This window comes from Altericroceibacterium spongiae, assembly GCF_003610805.1.
Taxonomy (GTDB): domain Bacteria; phylum Pseudomonadota; class Alphaproteobacteria; order Sphingomonadales; family Sphingomonadaceae; genus Altericroceibacterium; species Altericroceibacterium spongiae.
The window spans coordinates 215,715-230,866 of record NZ_RAPF01000004.1; the positions used below are offsets into that span (position 1 = coordinate 215,715).

The window sequence follows — 15,152 nt, forward strand, 5'->3', positions numbered from 1 at the left end:
GGCGGTGGGGAGAGGGCGCTGCAAGCGCATAGATAATGAGGTCGTAACGATGTGTGAAATTATAACGCCGGCGGAAAGGCAAAATCCCCCCGTTTCCGCCGTCTCCGAAAGCGGTTTGGGGCGCCGGAATTTTCTTGGCAAGGCATTGATGGGCGGCGCGCTGGGCGCAACTATGCTCGCCTTGCCCGCCTGTCAGAGCATGGGCGGCTTCAGCCTGACGGAAGCGGTGCGCCGGATGCTGCTGCTTTCCAGCGACCGCGCCTTTGCCCGGCTGACAGCACCAGGCGGCTATTGGGACGATGCGGTGGCCCGGCTCGATCTCAATGACTTTCTTGGCGCGCGCGGCGATGTGCTGGGCTCGATCCTGACATCGGCTTTGTTCAAATCGCGACTGGAAGACGCCTTTGCCGATATCGCCGTCGATGCGTCTTATCGCGCGGCGCCGGTGGTGACCGAAGCGGTGAAGACAATCGGCATTGCCAATGCGCTGGCGCTTATCAATGGCGGCCCCAATGCGGCGACGACGTTTCTACGGCGGGAAATGCCCACCAGCCTTGTCGAAGCGATGGTGCCCGAAGTCAGCGATGCGCTGCGGGCGGCGGACGATCCGCTGGTTGGGCAGGCGCTGGCGGCGCTTACCGGGATCGATATGGCCGGCGCAGCGCGTCACTTCGCCGGTGAAGTGGATAATGTGATCTGGGAGCAGATCGGTGTCGAGGAAGCCGCCATCCGCGCCGATCCTTCCAGCACGCATGACCCGATGCTTATCAGCGTTCTGAACGGCGCAAAGGGGCTGGGGCGGTAACAAACACCGATCGTTCGATTGCCGCAATTCCTGTGCCGGCGGAAATGATGAAGCGAGAAGCAGGCAAGAGGGGTGGCCCTGCGGGCTTATGGCTCTTATAGCAGCTCCAACAGACTCAAATGCCCCATCGGAGCCATCATGAAATTCTTCGCCGACACTGCCGACACCGCCGATATCAAGGAACTGGCCGAAACCGGTCTGCTTGACGGTGTCACCACCAATCCGTCGCTGATTGCCAAATCGGGGCGTGATTTCATGGAAGTGACGAAGGAAATCTGCGGCCTGACCGAGGGGCCGGTTTCGGCGGAAGTTGTCGCGCTCGATCACGAGACGATGATGAAAGAAGCCGAAGTTCTGCGCAAGATCGCCGATAATGTCTGCATCAAGGTGCCGCTCACTATTGACGGGCTCAAAACCTGCAAGGCGCTCACCTCCGACGGCACCATGGTCAATGTGACCTTGTGCTTCTCCGCCAATCAGGCGCTGCTGGCTGCCAAGGCCGGGGCGACTTTCGTGTCGCCCTTTATCGGGCGGCATGACGATAACGGCTTCGACGGTATGGAACTGATCCGCGATATCCGTCTGATTTACGATAATTATATGTTCGAAACCGAGATTCTTGCCGCTTCGGTGCGCCATGCCACGCATGTGCTGGAAAGCGCGCGGATCGGGGCCGATGTCGCCACTATGCCGCCTAAAGTCATCAAGGCGCTCGCCAATCATGTCCTGACCGATAAGGGCATTGAAGGCTTCATGGCTGACTGGGCCAAGACCGGTCAGAGCATCCTCAAGTAAGCCATTGTCCGAGGAAACGCCTCTCGATCGCTTTCGGCTTGCGCTGACCGGCGCGAGCCGCGCGCTTGCCCGCGATCCCGAAGTGGATGTGACGTGGAGCCAGGATAAGCCGCAGGATGTCGGCAAGTCCATGCGCGTGCCTATGCCCGCGCGGTCTCTGCCGCCCGAACAGGTGAGCGAAGCGCGCGGCGCGGCGGACAGTTTCGCGCTCAAGATGCGCCATCACAATGCTGCCATGCATCGGCGTGCCATGCCGACCGAACCGGTGGCTCGTGCCTGCTACGATGCGATCGAGCAGGCGCGCTACGAAGCGCTGGGCGAAAATCACTATGCGGGGATTCGCGATAACCTGGCCAGTGCGATCGAACAGCGCACCGATAGTGACCCGATTGCCCGGGCCGAAAAATCCGATGATGTGCCGCTGCAGACCGCTATCGGGCTGATGCTGCGCGAACAGCTCACCGGGCAGCCGATCCCCGAAAGTGCGCGCGAAGGTGTGGAGATGGTCCGCGAATTCGTCGAAAGCCGGACGGGGGACGATTTCGAGCGGCTGGCGCAATCGCTCGACGATCAGCAGGCTTTCCAGTCGCTCTCGCTCGACATGCTCAAACATCTCGACCTCGTCAAACAGGAAGAGCCCGAGGATTCGGGTGAGGAAGACGATAGCGAGAGCGAAAGCGGCGAACAGGAACAGGACCAGCCCGAAGAGCAGGACGATGAAGGCGACGAAATGCCTTCGCCCGATGTCTCCAATGAGCGTGCCGAAGGTCAGAGCGAGGGCGAGTCCGAGCAGGAAATGTCCGGCGATGAGGACATGGCCGATGGTGAAGGCGGCGAAGAAGGGGAAGAGGGCATGCTGCCCGTCCGCGCCAATCGCCCCTGGACGATGGACCCGGACACTTTCGATTATACGGTCTTCACCGAGGAATTCGACGAAGTGGTCGAAGCGGCGGAGCTGTGCGATCCGGAAGAATTGCAGCGGCTGCGGGCCTATCTCGACAGCCAGCTGACCGGCTTGCAGGGTATTGTCACGCGGCTCGCCAATCGTTTGCAGCGCCGCCTGATGGCGCAGCAGAACCGCGCCTGGGATTTCGATCAGGAAGAAGGCCTGCTCGATGCGGCAAGGCTGGCGCGGGTGATCGTTTCGCCCGGTTCTTCGCTTTCCTACAAGGTCGAGCAGGATCAGGACTTCAAGGATACGGTCGTCACGCTGCTGATCGACAATTCCGGCTCGATGCGCGGGCGGCCGATCTCGATTGCCGCGATCAGCGCCGATATCATGGCGCGCACGCTGGAACGCTGTGGTGTCAAAGTGGAGATTCTCGGCTTTACCACGCGAGCGTGGAAGGGCGGCCAGTCGCGGGAGAAATGGCTCAATAGCGGTAAGGAGCCCAATCCGGGGCGGCTCAACGATCTGCGCCATATCATCTACAAGAAGGCCGACGAGCCGATGCGCCGCGCACGCAAAAATCTCGGCCTGATGATGCGCGAAGGGCTCCTGAAGGAAAATATCGACGGCGAGGCGCTGCTCTGGGCGCATGAGCGGCTGCTGGCCCGGCCCGAAGATCGCCGGATCATGATGGTGATTTCAGACGGGGCGCCGGTCGACGATTCCACGCTCAGCGTGAACAGCGCGGGCTATCTCGAAACGCATCTGCGCAAGGTGATCGACTGGATCGAGACGAAAAGCCCGATCCAGCTTGTCGCCATCGGGATTGGCCATGATGTGACCCGTTATTACAAGCGCGCGGTGACGATCATGGATGTCGAGCAACTGGGTGGAACGATCATCGAACAGCTCGCCGATCTGTTCGAAGTGGAATAGGGCCGTCCGCTCACAAAGCTCTGCTTGACCATCCGCCCGGCTTCGGGCCAATGGCTGTGCCATGACCGATACCCCGCTCAAACTGTTCAATTCGCTCACTCGCCGGCTGGAGACGTTCCAGCCTGTCCATCCCGGTGAAGCACGGGTCTATAGCTGCGGGCCGACGGTTTATAACTATCCCCATATCGGCAATATGCGCGCTTATGTCTTTGCCGATGTGCTGGGAAGGACGCTCACCGCGCGGGGGTACAGGCTCACCCATGTCATCAATATCACCGATGTCGGCCATCTGACCGACGATGCCGATGCGGGGGAAGACAAGCTGGAAAAGGCGGCCGCCGCCAAAGCGCAATCGATCTGGGATATCGCACAACATTATACCGAAGCTTACTGGGCCGATATCAAAGCGCTCAATATCCGGCAGCCCGCCCACTGGTCGGTGGCAACCGATTATATCGACGATATGATCGCTTTTGCGAAGCAGATCGCGCCCGATCATTGCTATGAACTGCCCTCCGGGCTCTATTTCGATGTTTCGACGGTCGAGGATTACGGCCGGCTCGCCCGTGCACAGAGCGATGAGGAAGGCGAGGGGCGGATCGAAGCGGTGGAAGGCAAGCGCCATCCGGCCGATTTTGCCATCTGGCGCAAGACCCCGGAAGGCGAGAAACGCCAGATGGAATGGGATTCGCCCTGGGGTAAAGGCGCGCCCGGCTGGCATCTCGAATGTTCGGTGATGGGCGGGAAGCTGCTCGGTTTTCCCTTCGATATCCATACGGGCGGGATCGATCATCGCGAGATCCATCATCCGAATGAAATCGCCCAGAATCAGGCTTTTTGCGGCTGTGGCGGACTGGACGATCCGCTCCATTCTGGTGCGCGCATATGGATGCACAATAATTTTCTGGTCGACCGGTCGGGCAAGATGAGCAAATCCGCAGGCGAATTTCTCCGCCTGCCCTTGCTGATCGGGAAGGGCTATCACCCGCTCGCCTATCGCCTGATGTGCCTTCAGGCGCATTATCGCAGCGAACTGGAATTTAGCTGGGACGGCCTTGGCGCCGCACTCACGCGGCTGAAGCGCATGGTGATGGTGGCCGAGCGTGTGCAGGATGCGCAGGAGGGAGCGGATATCCATCCCAAATTCGCACCTTTGCTCGATAAGTTCGATGCTGCCATGGCCGATGATCTCAACACGCCCGTCGCGCTTACCGCGATGGAAGAGGCGCTGGCGATGAAGAAAGTGACGCCCGAAGCCAGACGCGCGGTAATTGCGCGGATGGATGCGGTGCTGGGGCTCGATCTGCTGTCTCTGCGGCGTGCCGATCTGCGTCTGCGCCCCGGAGATGCGACGATGACCGAGGAAGAGATCGAAGCGGCGCTCACCCGCCGCAAGGATGCGCGTGCGGCCAGGGATTTTGCTGCATCCGATGCAATCCGCGATGAGCTGTCGGCACAGGGTGTGGACGTTATGGATGGCGATCCGCTGGGCTGGGAGTGGTCGCTGGGCTGATTTGCGTGCGGTGTAAGAACCGGACAGGCCGTTGAGCGTATATCGGGTGGAAACGCGCTGCACGGCTATGCGTTGCTGCATAAGTAGACCGTCAGGTTCGTTTCACGGAGAGTGCTTTTGCCCGTTGCCATTCTGTCCGCCGATTTACGCGATCAGTTGGAAGCCCGTTTGCCCGAGGGGATAGAGCCGCTGTGGTTCGACACACCCGAAGAGATGGTGGAGCTGGCCCCTGAGGCCGAAATCGGCTGGTTCGATCAGCGTCATAAACCGCCGATGATCGAGGCGATCCGGCAGGCGCAACATATGCGCTGGCTACATACCGGCATTGCCGGATTGGATTTCATTCCTCCCGATTTGCTCGAACGCGAAGGTTTGATCGTCACCAACGGGGCAGGGATCAACAGCTCCGCAGTGGCCGAATATGCGCTGATGGGAATGCTCACCATTGCCAAGGATTACCCTGCTATCGTCCGGGCGCAGGATCGTCATGAATGGCTGAGCGAACCGCCGGGCACACGCCAGCTCGCCGGCAGCCGGGCTCTGATTTTGGGATATGGCACGATCGGTCGTCTGATCGGGCAGCAACTGACCGCTTTCGGAGTGGAATGCGTGCCGGTCCGCCATTCGGCGAAGGACGGCGCGCTGGGGCCGGATGAATGGCGCGGGCGGCTGGATGAATTCGACTGGATCGTGCTGGCCGTGCCTTCCACCGATGAGACTACCGGCATGATCGGCGCAAAAGAACTGGCGGCGATGAAAAGTGAGGCAGTGCTCGTCAATATTGCGCGTGGTGATGTTGTCGATCAGGATGCGCTGGTGGACGTTTTGCGCGACAGGCGCATTCATGCCGCTTTTTGCGAAGTGACTACACCCGAGCCGCTGCCGGCGGACCACCCGCTCTGGTCGCTCGATAATGCGCATATTTCCATGCATCTTTCGGGCCTGTCCAACACCAAGGGCAGGCAGGTCGCCGCGGAGCGCTTTCTGGAAAACTGCCGTCACTTTCTGGCGGGGGAAGACCACAAAATGATAAGCCGTTACGACCCGAAGCGCGGTTACTGACCGGTGGAGCGGGTGAGCCTCTCGCTTTTGTCGAGCAGGCTGTCAGCTTTCTTCCAGCATCAGCAATTCGAGATCCACGATCATATGCGGTTCGGGCAGCATAGTGTGATCGACGGCACAGATCGTGGCATCGGCCACAAGCTGACCGGGAATGGTGAATTCATGCTCGGGCAGCTCGGCTATCAGATATTCCGCCGCTGCCACGGCATCCGCACCGTCGAAGCGCAAGCGCCAGCTATGACGTGCTCCGGCAAAGGTGATGCTCGCCCAGCTTTTCTCCTCATGCCGTAAAAATTGCGCCTGCCCGCCGGCCAGCGCATCGAGCGCGTCGCGCAAATGGTCGGCATTGCTGCGCCGTGTTCTGGTGGGGCGCATGGCGCCTGTTTCAAGATGCATGGATCGTCTCCCGATAGTCTGTCATGAATTGTTCGATCCGCTTTTCCGTGCCGTTGCGCGGAATGCGCCCATTGCGCAGATCGAGCACGAAGCGCGGATCATGCGCCGCAAGCCGGCCGAATTTGGTTGCGGGCATTCCCGTATGTCTCAGGAAAACCTCTATCTTTCGAATCAGCATGTGGGCCCCCTTTCTGCCTTTTTGTGAGTCTGGCCGAATCAATGAGGTAAAAAGAGATTGCGAAGGAAATCCTACTTGTCTAGGAAAAATCCTATGATAAAATGGGACACATGATGGCATCGGGCAGAGCACAAACTGGCGATCCGCGAGAAAGACTGGCGGAACTGGCGCAGGAAGCTGGCGTCAGCCTGGCATCGCTTTCCCGGATGATCGGTCGCAATGCGAGCTATCTCCAGCAATATATCACCAAGGGTAGTCCGCGCCGTCTGGATGAAGCGGATCGGGAGAAACTGGCGGAATTTTTCGGCGTGCCGGAAAGCGAACTGGGTGGACGTAGAGAAATATCCTACGATATTCCTGTGTCTCGCAGGAAAGCAGACTGGGTCGAAGTGCCGCGCCTTTCGCTCAGCGCATCGGCCGGACCGGGGGAGTTGCCGGCCGAGGAAGTGCCTTTCGATACATTCCGTTTCTCACGCCGCTGGTTGCGTCAGCAGGGATTCGAACCGGCCAAGCTCTCCGCGATTCGTGTGGTGGGGGACAGTATGGAGCCCTTGCTGCGTGATGGTGACGAAGTGCTGGTGGATCACAGTCCGTCAAACTTTCGCGAAGGTGTTCATGTGGTGCGTATCGGCGATGCGCTGCATGTGAAGCGGGTGCAGGCCGGGCCGCCGGGGCGAGTCGTGCTCATCAGCGAAAATCACGCCTATGCTCCTTTCGAAGTGGGGCTGGAGGATATCGAACTGATCGGTCGTGTGGTGTGGAAAAGCGGGCGTTTATAGGGGCGTATGGTTCTGACTTGCGCCCGTTTCTTCAGGGTTTGTCAAACCGGGTTGAAGCCCTATGCTGACCGATGATCGGCAGGAGAGGCTTATGGGCACGGTGCCCAAGACGAAGCGTTATGTGGCGCATATGATGCTGTGGGTCGGCCTGGCGCTGGCCATTCCGCTCTGGGTCGAATTTCACGAGCCCGGCCATTTGTTGTGGAATATTTTTCTGGCCGCTTTTCTTGTCGCTCTGGTCGCGGCGGTGTTTTTCGGTCTGCGCTATTTGCAGACCAGCGGCATCGAAGTGGGGGAAGCGCGTTTTGCGCCGCGATCCGATAGTTCGGGTATCTCCGACAGTCCTGACAGGGATGATGGCTGAGGCCAGCCGCTGATAGTGTGTCTGTTTCTGTCACGGAGCGCTGTCCGGCCTCTCGCGATTGCATTCCGGCTCTGCCGTGGCCACATTCGGGCCTATGACTGGAACAACCCCTTCGCCCATGCGCGCTGCGCTGATTCCCGTAACCCCGCTGCAACAGAACTGTTCGCTGATCTGGTGCAGCGAGACCATGCGCGGGGCGCTGGTCGATCCGGGCGGCGACCTTCCCAAAATTCGCGAAGCGCTTGGCAAATCGGGCGTCACGCTGGAAAAAATTCTCATCACCCATGGCCATATCGATCATTGCGGGCAGGCGGGCATTCTGGCGCGTGAGCTGGATGTGCCGATCGAAGGGCCGCATGAGGATGACCGCTTCTGGATCAGCCGGCTCGACGATGACGGGGCGAAATACGGCATTCAGGGGCAGATCTTCGAACCCGATCGCTGGCTGAAGGATGGCGACAAGGTGACGGTGGGTAAGCTGGAGCTGGAGGTGATCCACTGCCCCGGACACACGCCCGGCCATGTGGTCTTTTTTCACCGCCCGACTCACTTCGCCTTTGTCGGCGATGTTCTGTTCGAAGGTTCAATCGGGCGGACCGATTTCCCGCTCGGCAATCATCAGGATCTGCTCGATTCGATCACGCAGAAATTGTGGCCGCTGGGTAATGAGGTTACCTTCGTACCCGGCCATGGACGGCCCAGCACGTTCGGGCGCGAGCGGGAAAGCAATATGTTTGTCAGCGATGCCGTGATGGCCGAACAGGGGGCAGGGCAGGGCTGAGGCTCTGCTGCGACTTGCAACTTGCCGAGAAACCGTTATATGGCGCGCCTTCACCGGATGGCTGGCCTCTTGCCGTCGCCCTTGCGCGGAGCGGGGGCTTGGCCTAGGCCGACCACCAGAAACCGTATTTTATTCAAGGAACAGGTGCCGCAATGGCTGTCCCTAAAAGAAAAGTATCGCCGCATCGCCGGGGCAACCGCCGTGCGCATGACTCGCTCAAGGCCGAAGCATTTCACGAATGCTCCAATTGTGGTGAACTCAAGCGTCCGCACAATCTCTGCACCGCTTGCGGGCACTATAACGGTCGCGAAATCCTTTCGGTCGGGCTTTAAGCCAGATCGTTCGGGCCGGAGGATGAGCGCATGAGCCTGCCGCGTATCGCAGTGGACGCGATGGGCGGTGATGAGGGCGTGCGCGTGATGGTCTCGGGCGCGGCGTTGGCGCGCCGCCGTCACGAGCAGTTCAAATTCCTGCTTGTCGGGGACGAAAAGCGCATCAAACATGCGCTGGACGATCACCCCAACATGCGCGAAGCGTCCGAAATTCTGCATTGTGACGATGTTGTCGGCGGCGATGAGCGGCCGACACAGGCGCTGCGTCGTGCCAAGACGACCAGCATGGGCCTCGCTATCGACGCGGTGAAACGCGGCGATGCCGGGGCTGCTGTCAGTTCGGGCAATACCGGCGCGCTGATGGCGATGAGCAAGCTCGCTTTGCGGACCATGCCCGGGATCGACCGGCCTGCACTTGCGGCGCTGCTGCCCACACTGGGCGAGCATGACATGATTATGCTCGATCTCGGCGCCAATACCGAATGCGATGCGCGCAATCTGGTGCAGTTCGCCATTATGGGCGCGGCCTATTCGCGGATCGTCACCCAGCAGGCCGAACCGCGCGTGCGGCTGCTCAATATCGGCACCGAAGACATCAAGGGCACCGATGCCCTGCAGGATGCCGCCGCGCAGCTTCGCGCCGCGACGGGCCTTGCCATGCAGTTCGAAGGCTTTGTCGAGGCGGACAAGATCAGCCGCGGCGATGTCGATGTGGTGGTGACGGACGGATTTTCCGGCAATATCGCATTGAAGGCGGTCGAAGGCGCTGCGCGTTTTGTGGGCGATCTGCTCAAGCGCAGCTTCATGAGTTCGCTGCGTTCGAAAATCGGTTTTCTGATTTCCCGTCCGGCGACCGATCTTCTGCGCACCCATCTCGACCCCAATAACCACAATGGCGCGGTTTTCCTCGGCCTGAACGGTGTGGTGGTGAAGTCGCATGGCAGCGCCAATGCGGCCGGGGTCGCCAATGCCGTGGCGGTGACCGCGCGGCTGCTGGAAGACAATCTGACACAGCGTATTTCCGCCGGCCTTGCCGAACTGGGCGAAGAACGGCTGCGCGAGACACATTCTTCGGGAGCCGGTAAATGATTCGTTCGGTTATCAAGGGTTCCGGCTCGGCCCTGCCGCAAAAAATCGTCACCAATGACGAACTGGCGCAGCAGGTCGATACGAGCGACGAATGGATTCGTGAACGCACCGGCATCACGCAGCGCTATATTGCCGGCGACGGTGAAACCACTGCCAGCCTCGCCACCGATGCTGCCCGGCGCGCACTCGACGCGGCCGGAATCGATGCCGCACAGGTCGATCTGATCGTGGTGGCCACCGCCACGCCCGACCAGACCTTCCCGGCGACGGCCACCCGGGTGCAGGCGGCACTGGGCTGCAATGGCGGCCCGGCTTTCGACGTGCAGGCCGTATGTTCCGGCTTTCTCTATGCGCTGGGAACGGCGGATTCGATGATTCGCAGCGGTATGGCCCGCTGTGCGCTGGTCATCGGGGCGGAAACTTTCAGCCGCCTGCTCGACTGGGAAGACCGCGCAACCTGCGTGCTGTTCGGCGACGGCGCCGGAGCCATCGTGCTTCAGGCCGAAGATGTGGCCGAAGACGGGCCGGGCGTGCTCGTCACCCGTCTCCATGCCGATGGCGATCATAATGCGATGCTTTATGTCGATGGCGGGCCATCCACCACCGGCACGGTCGGCAAGCTGCGCATGAAAGGCCGCGAAGTGTTCCGCCATGCGGTCGTCAATCTGGCCGAAGTGCTGAGCGAAGTGCTGGAAAGTGCCGGATTTTCTGCCGCCGATGTCGATTGGGTGGTCCCGCATCAGGCCAATCGCCGGATCCTCGAAGCTACAGCCAAGAAGCTGGACCTGCCGCCGGAAAAAGTGGTGATGACGGTGGATATCCATGCCAATACCTCGGCCGCTTCCGTGCCGCTGGCCTTCGATGTCGCCATGCGCGACGGGCGAATCCAGCCGGGCCAGCTCGTCATGTTCGAAGCGATGGGGGGCGGTTTCACCTGGGGCGCAAGTCTTGTAAGGATGTAAACCAACGCTTCGTCGTAAAAATCTTTACGGAGCTTTTCTTCAGTCTCATTGCAATTCCTGTGTAACTGGCTAGAGAGACCGCGTTGGGTCGCCTCTGAATTGTGAATGAGAGAGAGATGGATAATATGCGATCCGTCGGCACTTTGACACGCGCCGATCTCGCCGAAACGATCAACCGCAAGATGGGCTTTTCGCGATCCGAAAGCCTGGATATGGTTGAATCCATTCTGGCGAAAATGTGCGACGCTCTCAGCAGCGGCGAAAATGTCAAAATTTCCGGCTTCGGCAGCTTCGTGCTGCGCGATAAGAATGAACGTATCGGTCGTAACCCCAAGACGGGTGTGGAAGTACCGATTACGCCGCGCCGTGTGATGACCTTCCGCGCCAGCCAGAAACTTAAAGACCGTATCTCGGCAGCCTCCTGATGGATACGCGCTTCCCTTCATTGCAGTTCGATGACGGCAAGGCCGATGACGCTCTGCGTACGATCGGGGAAGTTGCCAAAGCGCTCGGGCTCAAGCAGCATGTTCTGCGTTATTGGGAACAGCAGTTCCCGATGCTTGAGCCTCTGAAACGCAGCGGCGGGCGGCGTTATTACCGGCCCGCCGATATTCGTCTGGTTCAGGCCATCGATGCGATGGTCAACGGGCAGGGTTTCACAATCAAGGGTGCAAAACAGGCACTGGAAAAGGGCGAGATGCCCGCAATGCAGAGCGAAGCCGCAGGCGCGGTCAGCCCGTCTGCCGCTGCGGATATCCTGCCGCAATTGCGCCAGATCCGCGCCCGTCTGGCCACCGCTCTGGCGCAATAAAGCCCTGCGAGTCAGCCTCCGTTTCGAGGGTGCTTTTGTTCGCTATGGCTCCGGCGCGGCTACCCGTGTAGCTATCCGGTCAGCCGCTGGATCCCGGTCTTATGAATGCGGCAACGGGCCCAGTTCGGGATCGAGATCGCGCGGCCGCGCCAGATGAACCAGCCTGCCGCAGCCCGCTGTGCAATCGGCCCAGTCATCGATATCCAGTTCGAGCACCGCAAAGGTCGCGGTCGGATATTTATCCGAAGCGATGGCGCATAATTCGCCCTGGGCATCGGGAGAGACCAGTTCGAAGATGAGCTGTTGCAGGCCCGGATTATGCCCGCACAAAAGCAGCGTATCGGGATTGTTTCTGACTCCTCGCAGAAGATCCATCAACGTCTGTTCATCCGCCAGATAAGCCCGTTCTTCCCATGTGACCGGCATGTCGAGCCGCGCCGATTCCAGCGTGCGCTTCACGCGTGCGGCAGGGCTGGCAATCACGGTCTGCCATTTAATACCATGCTTGCGGATATGGTCGCCCATCAGCGCCGCGCCGCGTTTGCCGCGGTCATTCAGTCCGCGGTCGAAATCGCGCAGGGCGAGATCGTCCCAGTCGGATTTGGCATGACGGAACAGGCCGAGACATTTCATGCTGCGATCACCTTTGGCCCTCATCCTTCCTTGCTCGCTCCGGCCAGAGGGGCCGGGCTGTTTGCGCCCTGTCCAGAAACACCGAGTGCCACCCGATGTAAAGCGTCCTCAAGCGGAAGCCGGATGACCGGTGTTCCTTCCGGGAAGGCGTTGAGGAGCCTTGAAGGGAAGGCGGGTGACAGGACGATGAAATGGCCGGTATCGTCCTTGCTGCGGATCAGCCGCCCGAAGGCCTGGGCCAGCCTTGCGCGGATGATCCGGTCATCATAGGCCGAACCGCCCTGCGCTGCACGGCGGGCGCGGTGAAGAATGGACGGTTTGGGCCAGGGCACCTGTTCCATCACCACGCAGCGCAGCGATGTGCCGGGCACATCCACCCCGTCACGCAAGGCATCGCTGCCGAGCAGCGAGGCGCGCGGATCATCGCGGAAAATATCGACCAGCGTGCCCGTATCGATCGGATCGACATGCTGGGCGAAAAGGGGCAGGCCATTGCGCGCGAGCCGGTCGGCGATTCGCCCATGCACGGCGCGCAACCGGCGGATAGCGGTGAACAGGCCGAGCACACCGCCGCCGCTTGCTTCAATGATCCGGGCATAGGCCCCGGCAAGGCCAGGCAGGTCGCCTTTCTTCACGTCGGTAACGATCAGCACTTCGGCATTACTGGCATAATCGAACGGGCTTTCCGCCGAGGAAAGACGCGGTGAGACATCGATATGGGTGACGCCCGAGCGGGCGATGGCAGTGCCCCATTCGATCCCGTCCTCGCCCCGTTCGGACAGGGTGGCGCTGGTCAGCATCACGCCATGCGCGCCTTCCAGAACGGTTTGCGAAAAGGGCTTCATCGGATCGAGAAACCGGCGGTGAATGCCGATATCATATTCGCGCGCTTCGCTGCGATCGACCGCCAGCCAGTCCACGAAATCGGGATCGGCCGGGCCGCCCATCCGATCGAGCAGCGCTTCCCATGCGGCCAGCGTTTCTATTCGCCAGGCGAGCGAATGGCGCACCCCTTCGATCCGCGCGCGGCCCTGCGCATCGAGCCAGTCGGGCGCATTTTCCACCATCGCTTCGAGCTGGACGCCAAGGCGGATCAGCGGGCTGCGGATCGCGGCGAGGGCGCTTTGCGCCTGCCCGGCAAGCTGCACGAAATTGCCTTCGAGCTGGGCGGCTTCGGTCTCGATCCCATAGCCCATTTCCTGACCCCCGCTTTCATCGCGGGCATAGGTGGTGGTGCGGACCACGGCGAGAATTTCTTCCACCGGCCCCGCAGGCGTGCCGTCGGCGAGCCTTTGCAGCCAGCCGCCGGTGGGCAGGGCTTCGGCCGCTTCGCAGGCTTCGGTCACGCAGCGGCTGCTGACTTCGTCATAGCTGGCGACATCGGCCAGCCGGGCGGAAAGGCCCCGGCGGCGGCCTTTCGATCCGCGTTCCGGGCCGAGAATCCAGCGCCGCAATTCAATGGCTTCCATGCCGGTAAAGGCGGCGGCAAAGGTGCTGTCGGCGGCTTCGAAGACATGGTGGCCTTCATCGAACACGATGCGGGTCGGGCGCTGGGCATGGTCACGCCCGCGGGCGGCATTTATCATGACCAGCGCATGATTGGCGATAACGAGGTCGGCCTGCGCGGAATCGCGTGCGGCGCGTTCGATGAAACATTTGCGGTAATGCGGGCAGCCGGCATAGACGCATTCGCCGCGCTGATCGGTCAGCGATGTGATCCCGCGCTTGCGGAACAGCGTGCCGAGCCAGCCGGGCAGATCGCCGCCGATCATATCGCCATCGGTGGTATAGGCCGCCCAGCGGGCAACCAGTTGGGCAAGCACCGCCGCACGGCCGCCGAAGCCGCCTTGCAGGGCATCTTCCAGATTAAGCAGGCAGAGATAGTTTTCGCGGCCCTTGCGCACTACCACCGGCTTGGTGCCATCGGCCCGCCGCGCGCCCCAGGCCCGGGCACTTTCGCGCCGCAACTGGCGCTGGAGGTTCTTGGTATAGGTCGAAACCCAGACCGTCCCCTGCGCCTTTTCCGCCCAGAGCGAGGCCGGGGCGAGATAGCCCAGCGTCTTGCCCACGCCGGTTCCGGCCTGTGCCAGCAGCACATGCGGTCGTTTGCTGGTCTGGCGCGGCGCGAAGACATGCGCGGCCTCGCGGGCATAGGCCTGCTGGCCTTCGCGTTTTTCAGCACCTTCGCCGGTCAGATGTTCGAGCCGGGCTTCCACTTCCAGCTCATCCATCAGGACTTGTGCTGGCTGCGGCCTTTCGGGTGCGTCTTCCCATTCGGGCAGACGGGAAAAGAGCCAGCGTTCGGCGCGGTCGGGCCGGGCTATATGCGGCGCCAGGATCCCCGCCCATGGCCAGCGCATCCGGGTGAGTGGCTGCAAAATGCTCCAGGCGCCTTCGCGTTCTGCCCAGTCGGCGCTTTCGCAGGTTTCGAGCAATGTACCGGCAGCCTGCTGGAGCAGGGCCGGCACTTCATCGTCGCTCGCCGGTTCGGTCAGCCCCAGCGCATGGGCCAGCCCTTTGGGTGTCGGCACGACGAAGCGGGCGGGATGCACGAAAGCATACAGTTCGAGCAGGTCGAGCCCGGAAAGGTCGGGATAGCCCAGCCGCGTCGCCAGCAGCGGCGCATTGATAAGCAGCAGCGGTGTGTCGGCCGCCGCCATCACCGCCTCGCCCTTGGCCACCGGACGGGTCGCATTCTCCGCTCCGTTGGGCTGGCGCAGCCAGGTGCCGGCATGGCTGGCATGCAGGGCGGGAAGAGGCAAAGCGGGCATGGCCGGAGAATGCGACAGGGGGCGACGAAAGTAAACGCCGCCCCGGCTGCTTTTCT

General features: G+C 61.2%; 17 protein-coding genes. 13 read left to right on the forward strand and 4 right to left on the reverse strand.

What is annotated here, in order from left to right; all coding sequences use genetic code 11:
* Positions 1–49: 49 nt before the first annotated feature.
* The 5 genes from D6851_RS09390 to D6851_RS09410 all read left to right on the forward strand — a co-directional run bounded on the left by D6851_RS09390 (position 50) and on the right by D6851_RS09410 (position 6,000).
* Positions 50–805, forward strand: a complete 756-nt coding sequence (locus tag D6851_RS09390) for a DUF4197 domain-containing protein (RefSeq protein ID WP_120324636.1) — start codon at positions 50–52, stop codon at positions 803–805.
* A gap of 138 nt (positions 806–943) precedes the next feature.
* Positions 944–1,600: a fructose-6-phosphate aldolase gene (gene fsa / locus D6851_RS09395; protein WP_120324773.1), complete on the forward strand. Its 657-nt coding sequence runs from the start codon at positions 944–946 to the stop codon at positions 1,598–1,600.
* Between the two features lie 4 nt (positions 1,601–1,604).
* On the forward strand, positions 1,605–3,425 hold the full coding sequence (cobT, locus tag D6851_RS09400) for a cobaltochelatase subunit CobT (protein WP_120324637.1): 1,821 nt from the start codon (positions 1,605–1,607) through the stop codon (positions 3,423–3,425).
* A gap of 61 nt (positions 3,426–3,486) precedes the next feature.
* Positions 3,487–4,938 (forward strand): cysteine--tRNA ligase, encoded by a 1,452-nt coding sequence (cysS, locus tag D6851_RS09405; RefSeq protein WP_120324638.1) that lies wholly within the window; start codon positions 3,487–3,489, stop codon positions 4,936–4,938.
* Between the two features lie 111 nt (positions 4,939–5,049).
* Entirely contained in the window at positions 5,050–6,000 is a 951-nt protein-coding gene (locus D6851_RS09410; RefSeq protein WP_338014745.1) for a D-2-hydroxyacid dehydrogenase, read from the forward strand.
* Positions 6,001–6,042: 42 nt separating this feature from the next.
* Here D6851_RS09410 and D6851_RS09415 read toward each other — a convergent pair whose 3' ends face one another.
* Positions 6,043–6,396 carry a hypothetical protein gene (locus D6851_RS09415; protein WP_238474017.1) on the reverse strand — a complete coding sequence of 118 codons (354 nt, stop codon included), beginning with the start codon at positions 6,394–6,396 and terminating at the stop codon, positions 6,043–6,045.
* Positions 6,386–6,574, reverse strand: coding sequence for a hypothetical protein (locus tag D6851_RS09420; RefSeq protein WP_120324639.1), 189 nt, complete (start codon positions 6,572–6,574; stop codon positions 6,386–6,388). Before D6851_RS09420 ends, D6851_RS09415 begins: the two co-directional genes overlap by 11 nt.
* A gap of 110 nt (positions 6,575–6,684) precedes the next feature.
* On the opposite strand from D6851_RS09420, the gene D6851_RS09425 reads away from it, so the two are divergent.
* The 8 genes from D6851_RS09425 (at position 6,685) to D6851_RS09460 (ending at position 11,692) form a co-directional block, all read left to right on the forward strand.
* Positions 6,685–7,353 carry a LexA family transcriptional regulator gene (locus D6851_RS09425; protein WP_338014746.1) on the forward strand — a complete coding sequence of 223 codons (669 nt, stop codon included), beginning with the start codon at positions 6,685–6,687 and terminating at the stop codon, positions 7,351–7,353.
* 61 nt (positions 7,354–7,414) lie between these two features.
* The gene (locus tag D6851_RS09430) at positions 7,415–7,717 is read left to right on the forward strand and encodes a hypothetical protein (RefSeq protein ID WP_147395457.1); all 303 of its coding nucleotides are present in this window, start codon (positions 7,415–7,417) and stop codon (positions 7,715–7,717) included.
* Between the two features lie 94 nt (positions 7,718–7,811).
* Positions 7,812–8,498: an MBL fold metallo-hydrolase gene (locus D6851_RS09435; RefSeq protein ID WP_120324777.1), complete on the forward strand. Its 687-nt coding sequence runs from the start codon at positions 7,812–7,814 to the stop codon at positions 8,496–8,498.
* Between the two features lie 152 nt (positions 8,499–8,650).
* Positions 8,651–8,830, forward strand: coding sequence for a 50S ribosomal protein L32 (gene rpmF / locus D6851_RS09440; RefSeq protein ID WP_120324641.1), 180 nt, complete (start codon positions 8,651–8,653; stop codon positions 8,828–8,830).
* A 30-nt stretch (positions 8,831–8,860) separates the two neighbouring features.
* On the forward strand, positions 8,861–9,919 hold the full coding sequence (gene plsX, locus D6851_RS09445; protein WP_120324642.1) for a phosphate acyltransferase PlsX: 1,059 nt from the start codon (positions 8,861–8,863) through the stop codon (positions 9,917–9,919).
* Positions 9,916–10,881, forward strand: coding sequence for a beta-ketoacyl-ACP synthase III (locus D6851_RS09450; RefSeq protein ID WP_120324643.1), 966 nt, complete (start codon positions 9,916–9,918; stop codon positions 10,879–10,881). The genes plsX and D6851_RS09450 overlap by 4 nt, the downstream gene beginning before the upstream one ends.
* A gap of 125 nt (positions 10,882–11,006) precedes the next feature.
* Entirely contained in the window at positions 11,007–11,306 is a 300-nt protein-coding gene (locus tag D6851_RS09455) for an integration host factor subunit alpha (RefSeq protein WP_183030057.1), read from the forward strand.
* Positions 11,306–11,692, forward strand: a complete 387-nt coding sequence (locus tag D6851_RS09460) for a MerR family transcriptional regulator (RefSeq protein ID WP_120324644.1) — start codon at positions 11,306–11,308, stop codon at positions 11,690–11,692. Before D6851_RS09455 ends, D6851_RS09460 begins: the two co-directional genes overlap by 1 nt.
* A 99-nt stretch (positions 11,693–11,791) precedes the next feature.
* Here D6851_RS09460 and D6851_RS09465 read toward each other — a convergent pair whose 3' ends face one another.
* Positions 11,792–12,325, reverse strand: a complete 534-nt coding sequence (locus D6851_RS09465) for a SixA phosphatase family protein (RefSeq protein ID WP_120324779.1) — start codon at positions 12,323–12,325, stop codon at positions 11,792–11,794.
* 20 nt (positions 12,326–12,345) lie between these two features.
* Positions 12,346–15,096, reverse strand: coding sequence for an ATP-dependent DNA helicase (locus D6851_RS09470; protein WP_120324645.1), 2,751 nt, complete (start codon positions 15,094–15,096; stop codon positions 12,346–12,348).
* Between the last annotated feature and the right edge of the window lie 56 nt (positions 15,097–15,152).

What these genes read in the sequence shown, in the direction of transcription:
- D6851_RS09390 (WP_120324636.1), top strand. Translation starts at nt 50, where the DNA reads ATGTGTGAAATTATAACGCCGGCGGAAAGGCAAAATCCCCCCGTTTCC.
- fsa (WP_120324773.1), top strand. Translation starts at nt 944, where the DNA reads ATGAAATTCTTCGCCGACACTGCCGACACCGCCGATATCAAGGAACTG.
- cysS (WP_120324638.1), top strand. Translation starts at nt 3,487, where the DNA reads ATGACCGATACCCCGCTCAAACTGTTCAATTCGCTCACTCGCCGGCTG.
- D6851_RS09415 (WP_238474017.1), bottom strand. Translation starts at nt 6,396, where the DNA reads ATGCATCTTGAAACAGGCGCCATGCGCCCCACCAGAACACGGCGCAGC.
- D6851_RS09420 (WP_120324639.1), bottom strand. Translation starts at nt 6,574, where the DNA reads ATGCTGATTCGAAAGATAGAGGTTTTCCTGAGACATACGGGAATGCCC.
- D6851_RS09425 (WP_338014746.1), top strand. Translation starts at nt 6,685, where the DNA reads ATGATGGCATCGGGCAGAGCACAAACTGGCGATCCGCGAGAAAGACTG.
- D6851_RS09430 (WP_147395457.1), top strand. Translation starts at nt 7,415, where the DNA reads ATGCTGACCGATGATCGGCAGGAGAGGCTTATGGGCACGGTGCCCAAG.
- D6851_RS09435 (WP_120324777.1), top strand. Translation starts at nt 7,812, where the DNA reads ATGACTGGAACAACCCCTTCGCCCATGCGCGCTGCGCTGATTCCCGTA.
- rpmF (WP_120324641.1), top strand. Translation starts at nt 8,651, where the DNA reads ATGGCTGTCCCTAAAAGAAAAGTATCGCCGCATCGCCGGGGCAACCGC.
- plsX (WP_120324642.1), top strand. Translation starts at nt 8,861, where the DNA reads ATGAGCCTGCCGCGTATCGCAGTGGACGCGATGGGCGGTGATGAGGGC.
- D6851_RS09450 (WP_120324643.1), top strand. Translation starts at nt 9,916, where the DNA reads ATGATTCGTTCGGTTATCAAGGGTTCCGGCTCGGCCCTGCCGCAAAAA.
- D6851_RS09455 (WP_183030057.1), top strand. Translation starts at nt 11,007, where the DNA reads ATGCGATCCGTCGGCACTTTGACACGCGCCGATCTCGCCGAAACGATC.
- D6851_RS09460 (WP_120324644.1), top strand. Translation starts at nt 11,306, where the DNA reads ATGGATACGCGCTTCCCTTCATTGCAGTTCGATGACGGCAAGGCCGAT.
- D6851_RS09465 (WP_120324779.1), bottom strand. Translation starts at nt 12,325, where the DNA reads ATGAAATGTCTCGGCCTGTTCCGTCATGCCAAATCCGACTGGGACGAT.
- D6851_RS09470 (WP_120324645.1), bottom strand. Translation starts at nt 15,096, where the DNA reads ATGCCCGCTTTGCCTCTTCCCGCCCTGCATGCCAGCCATGCCGGCACC.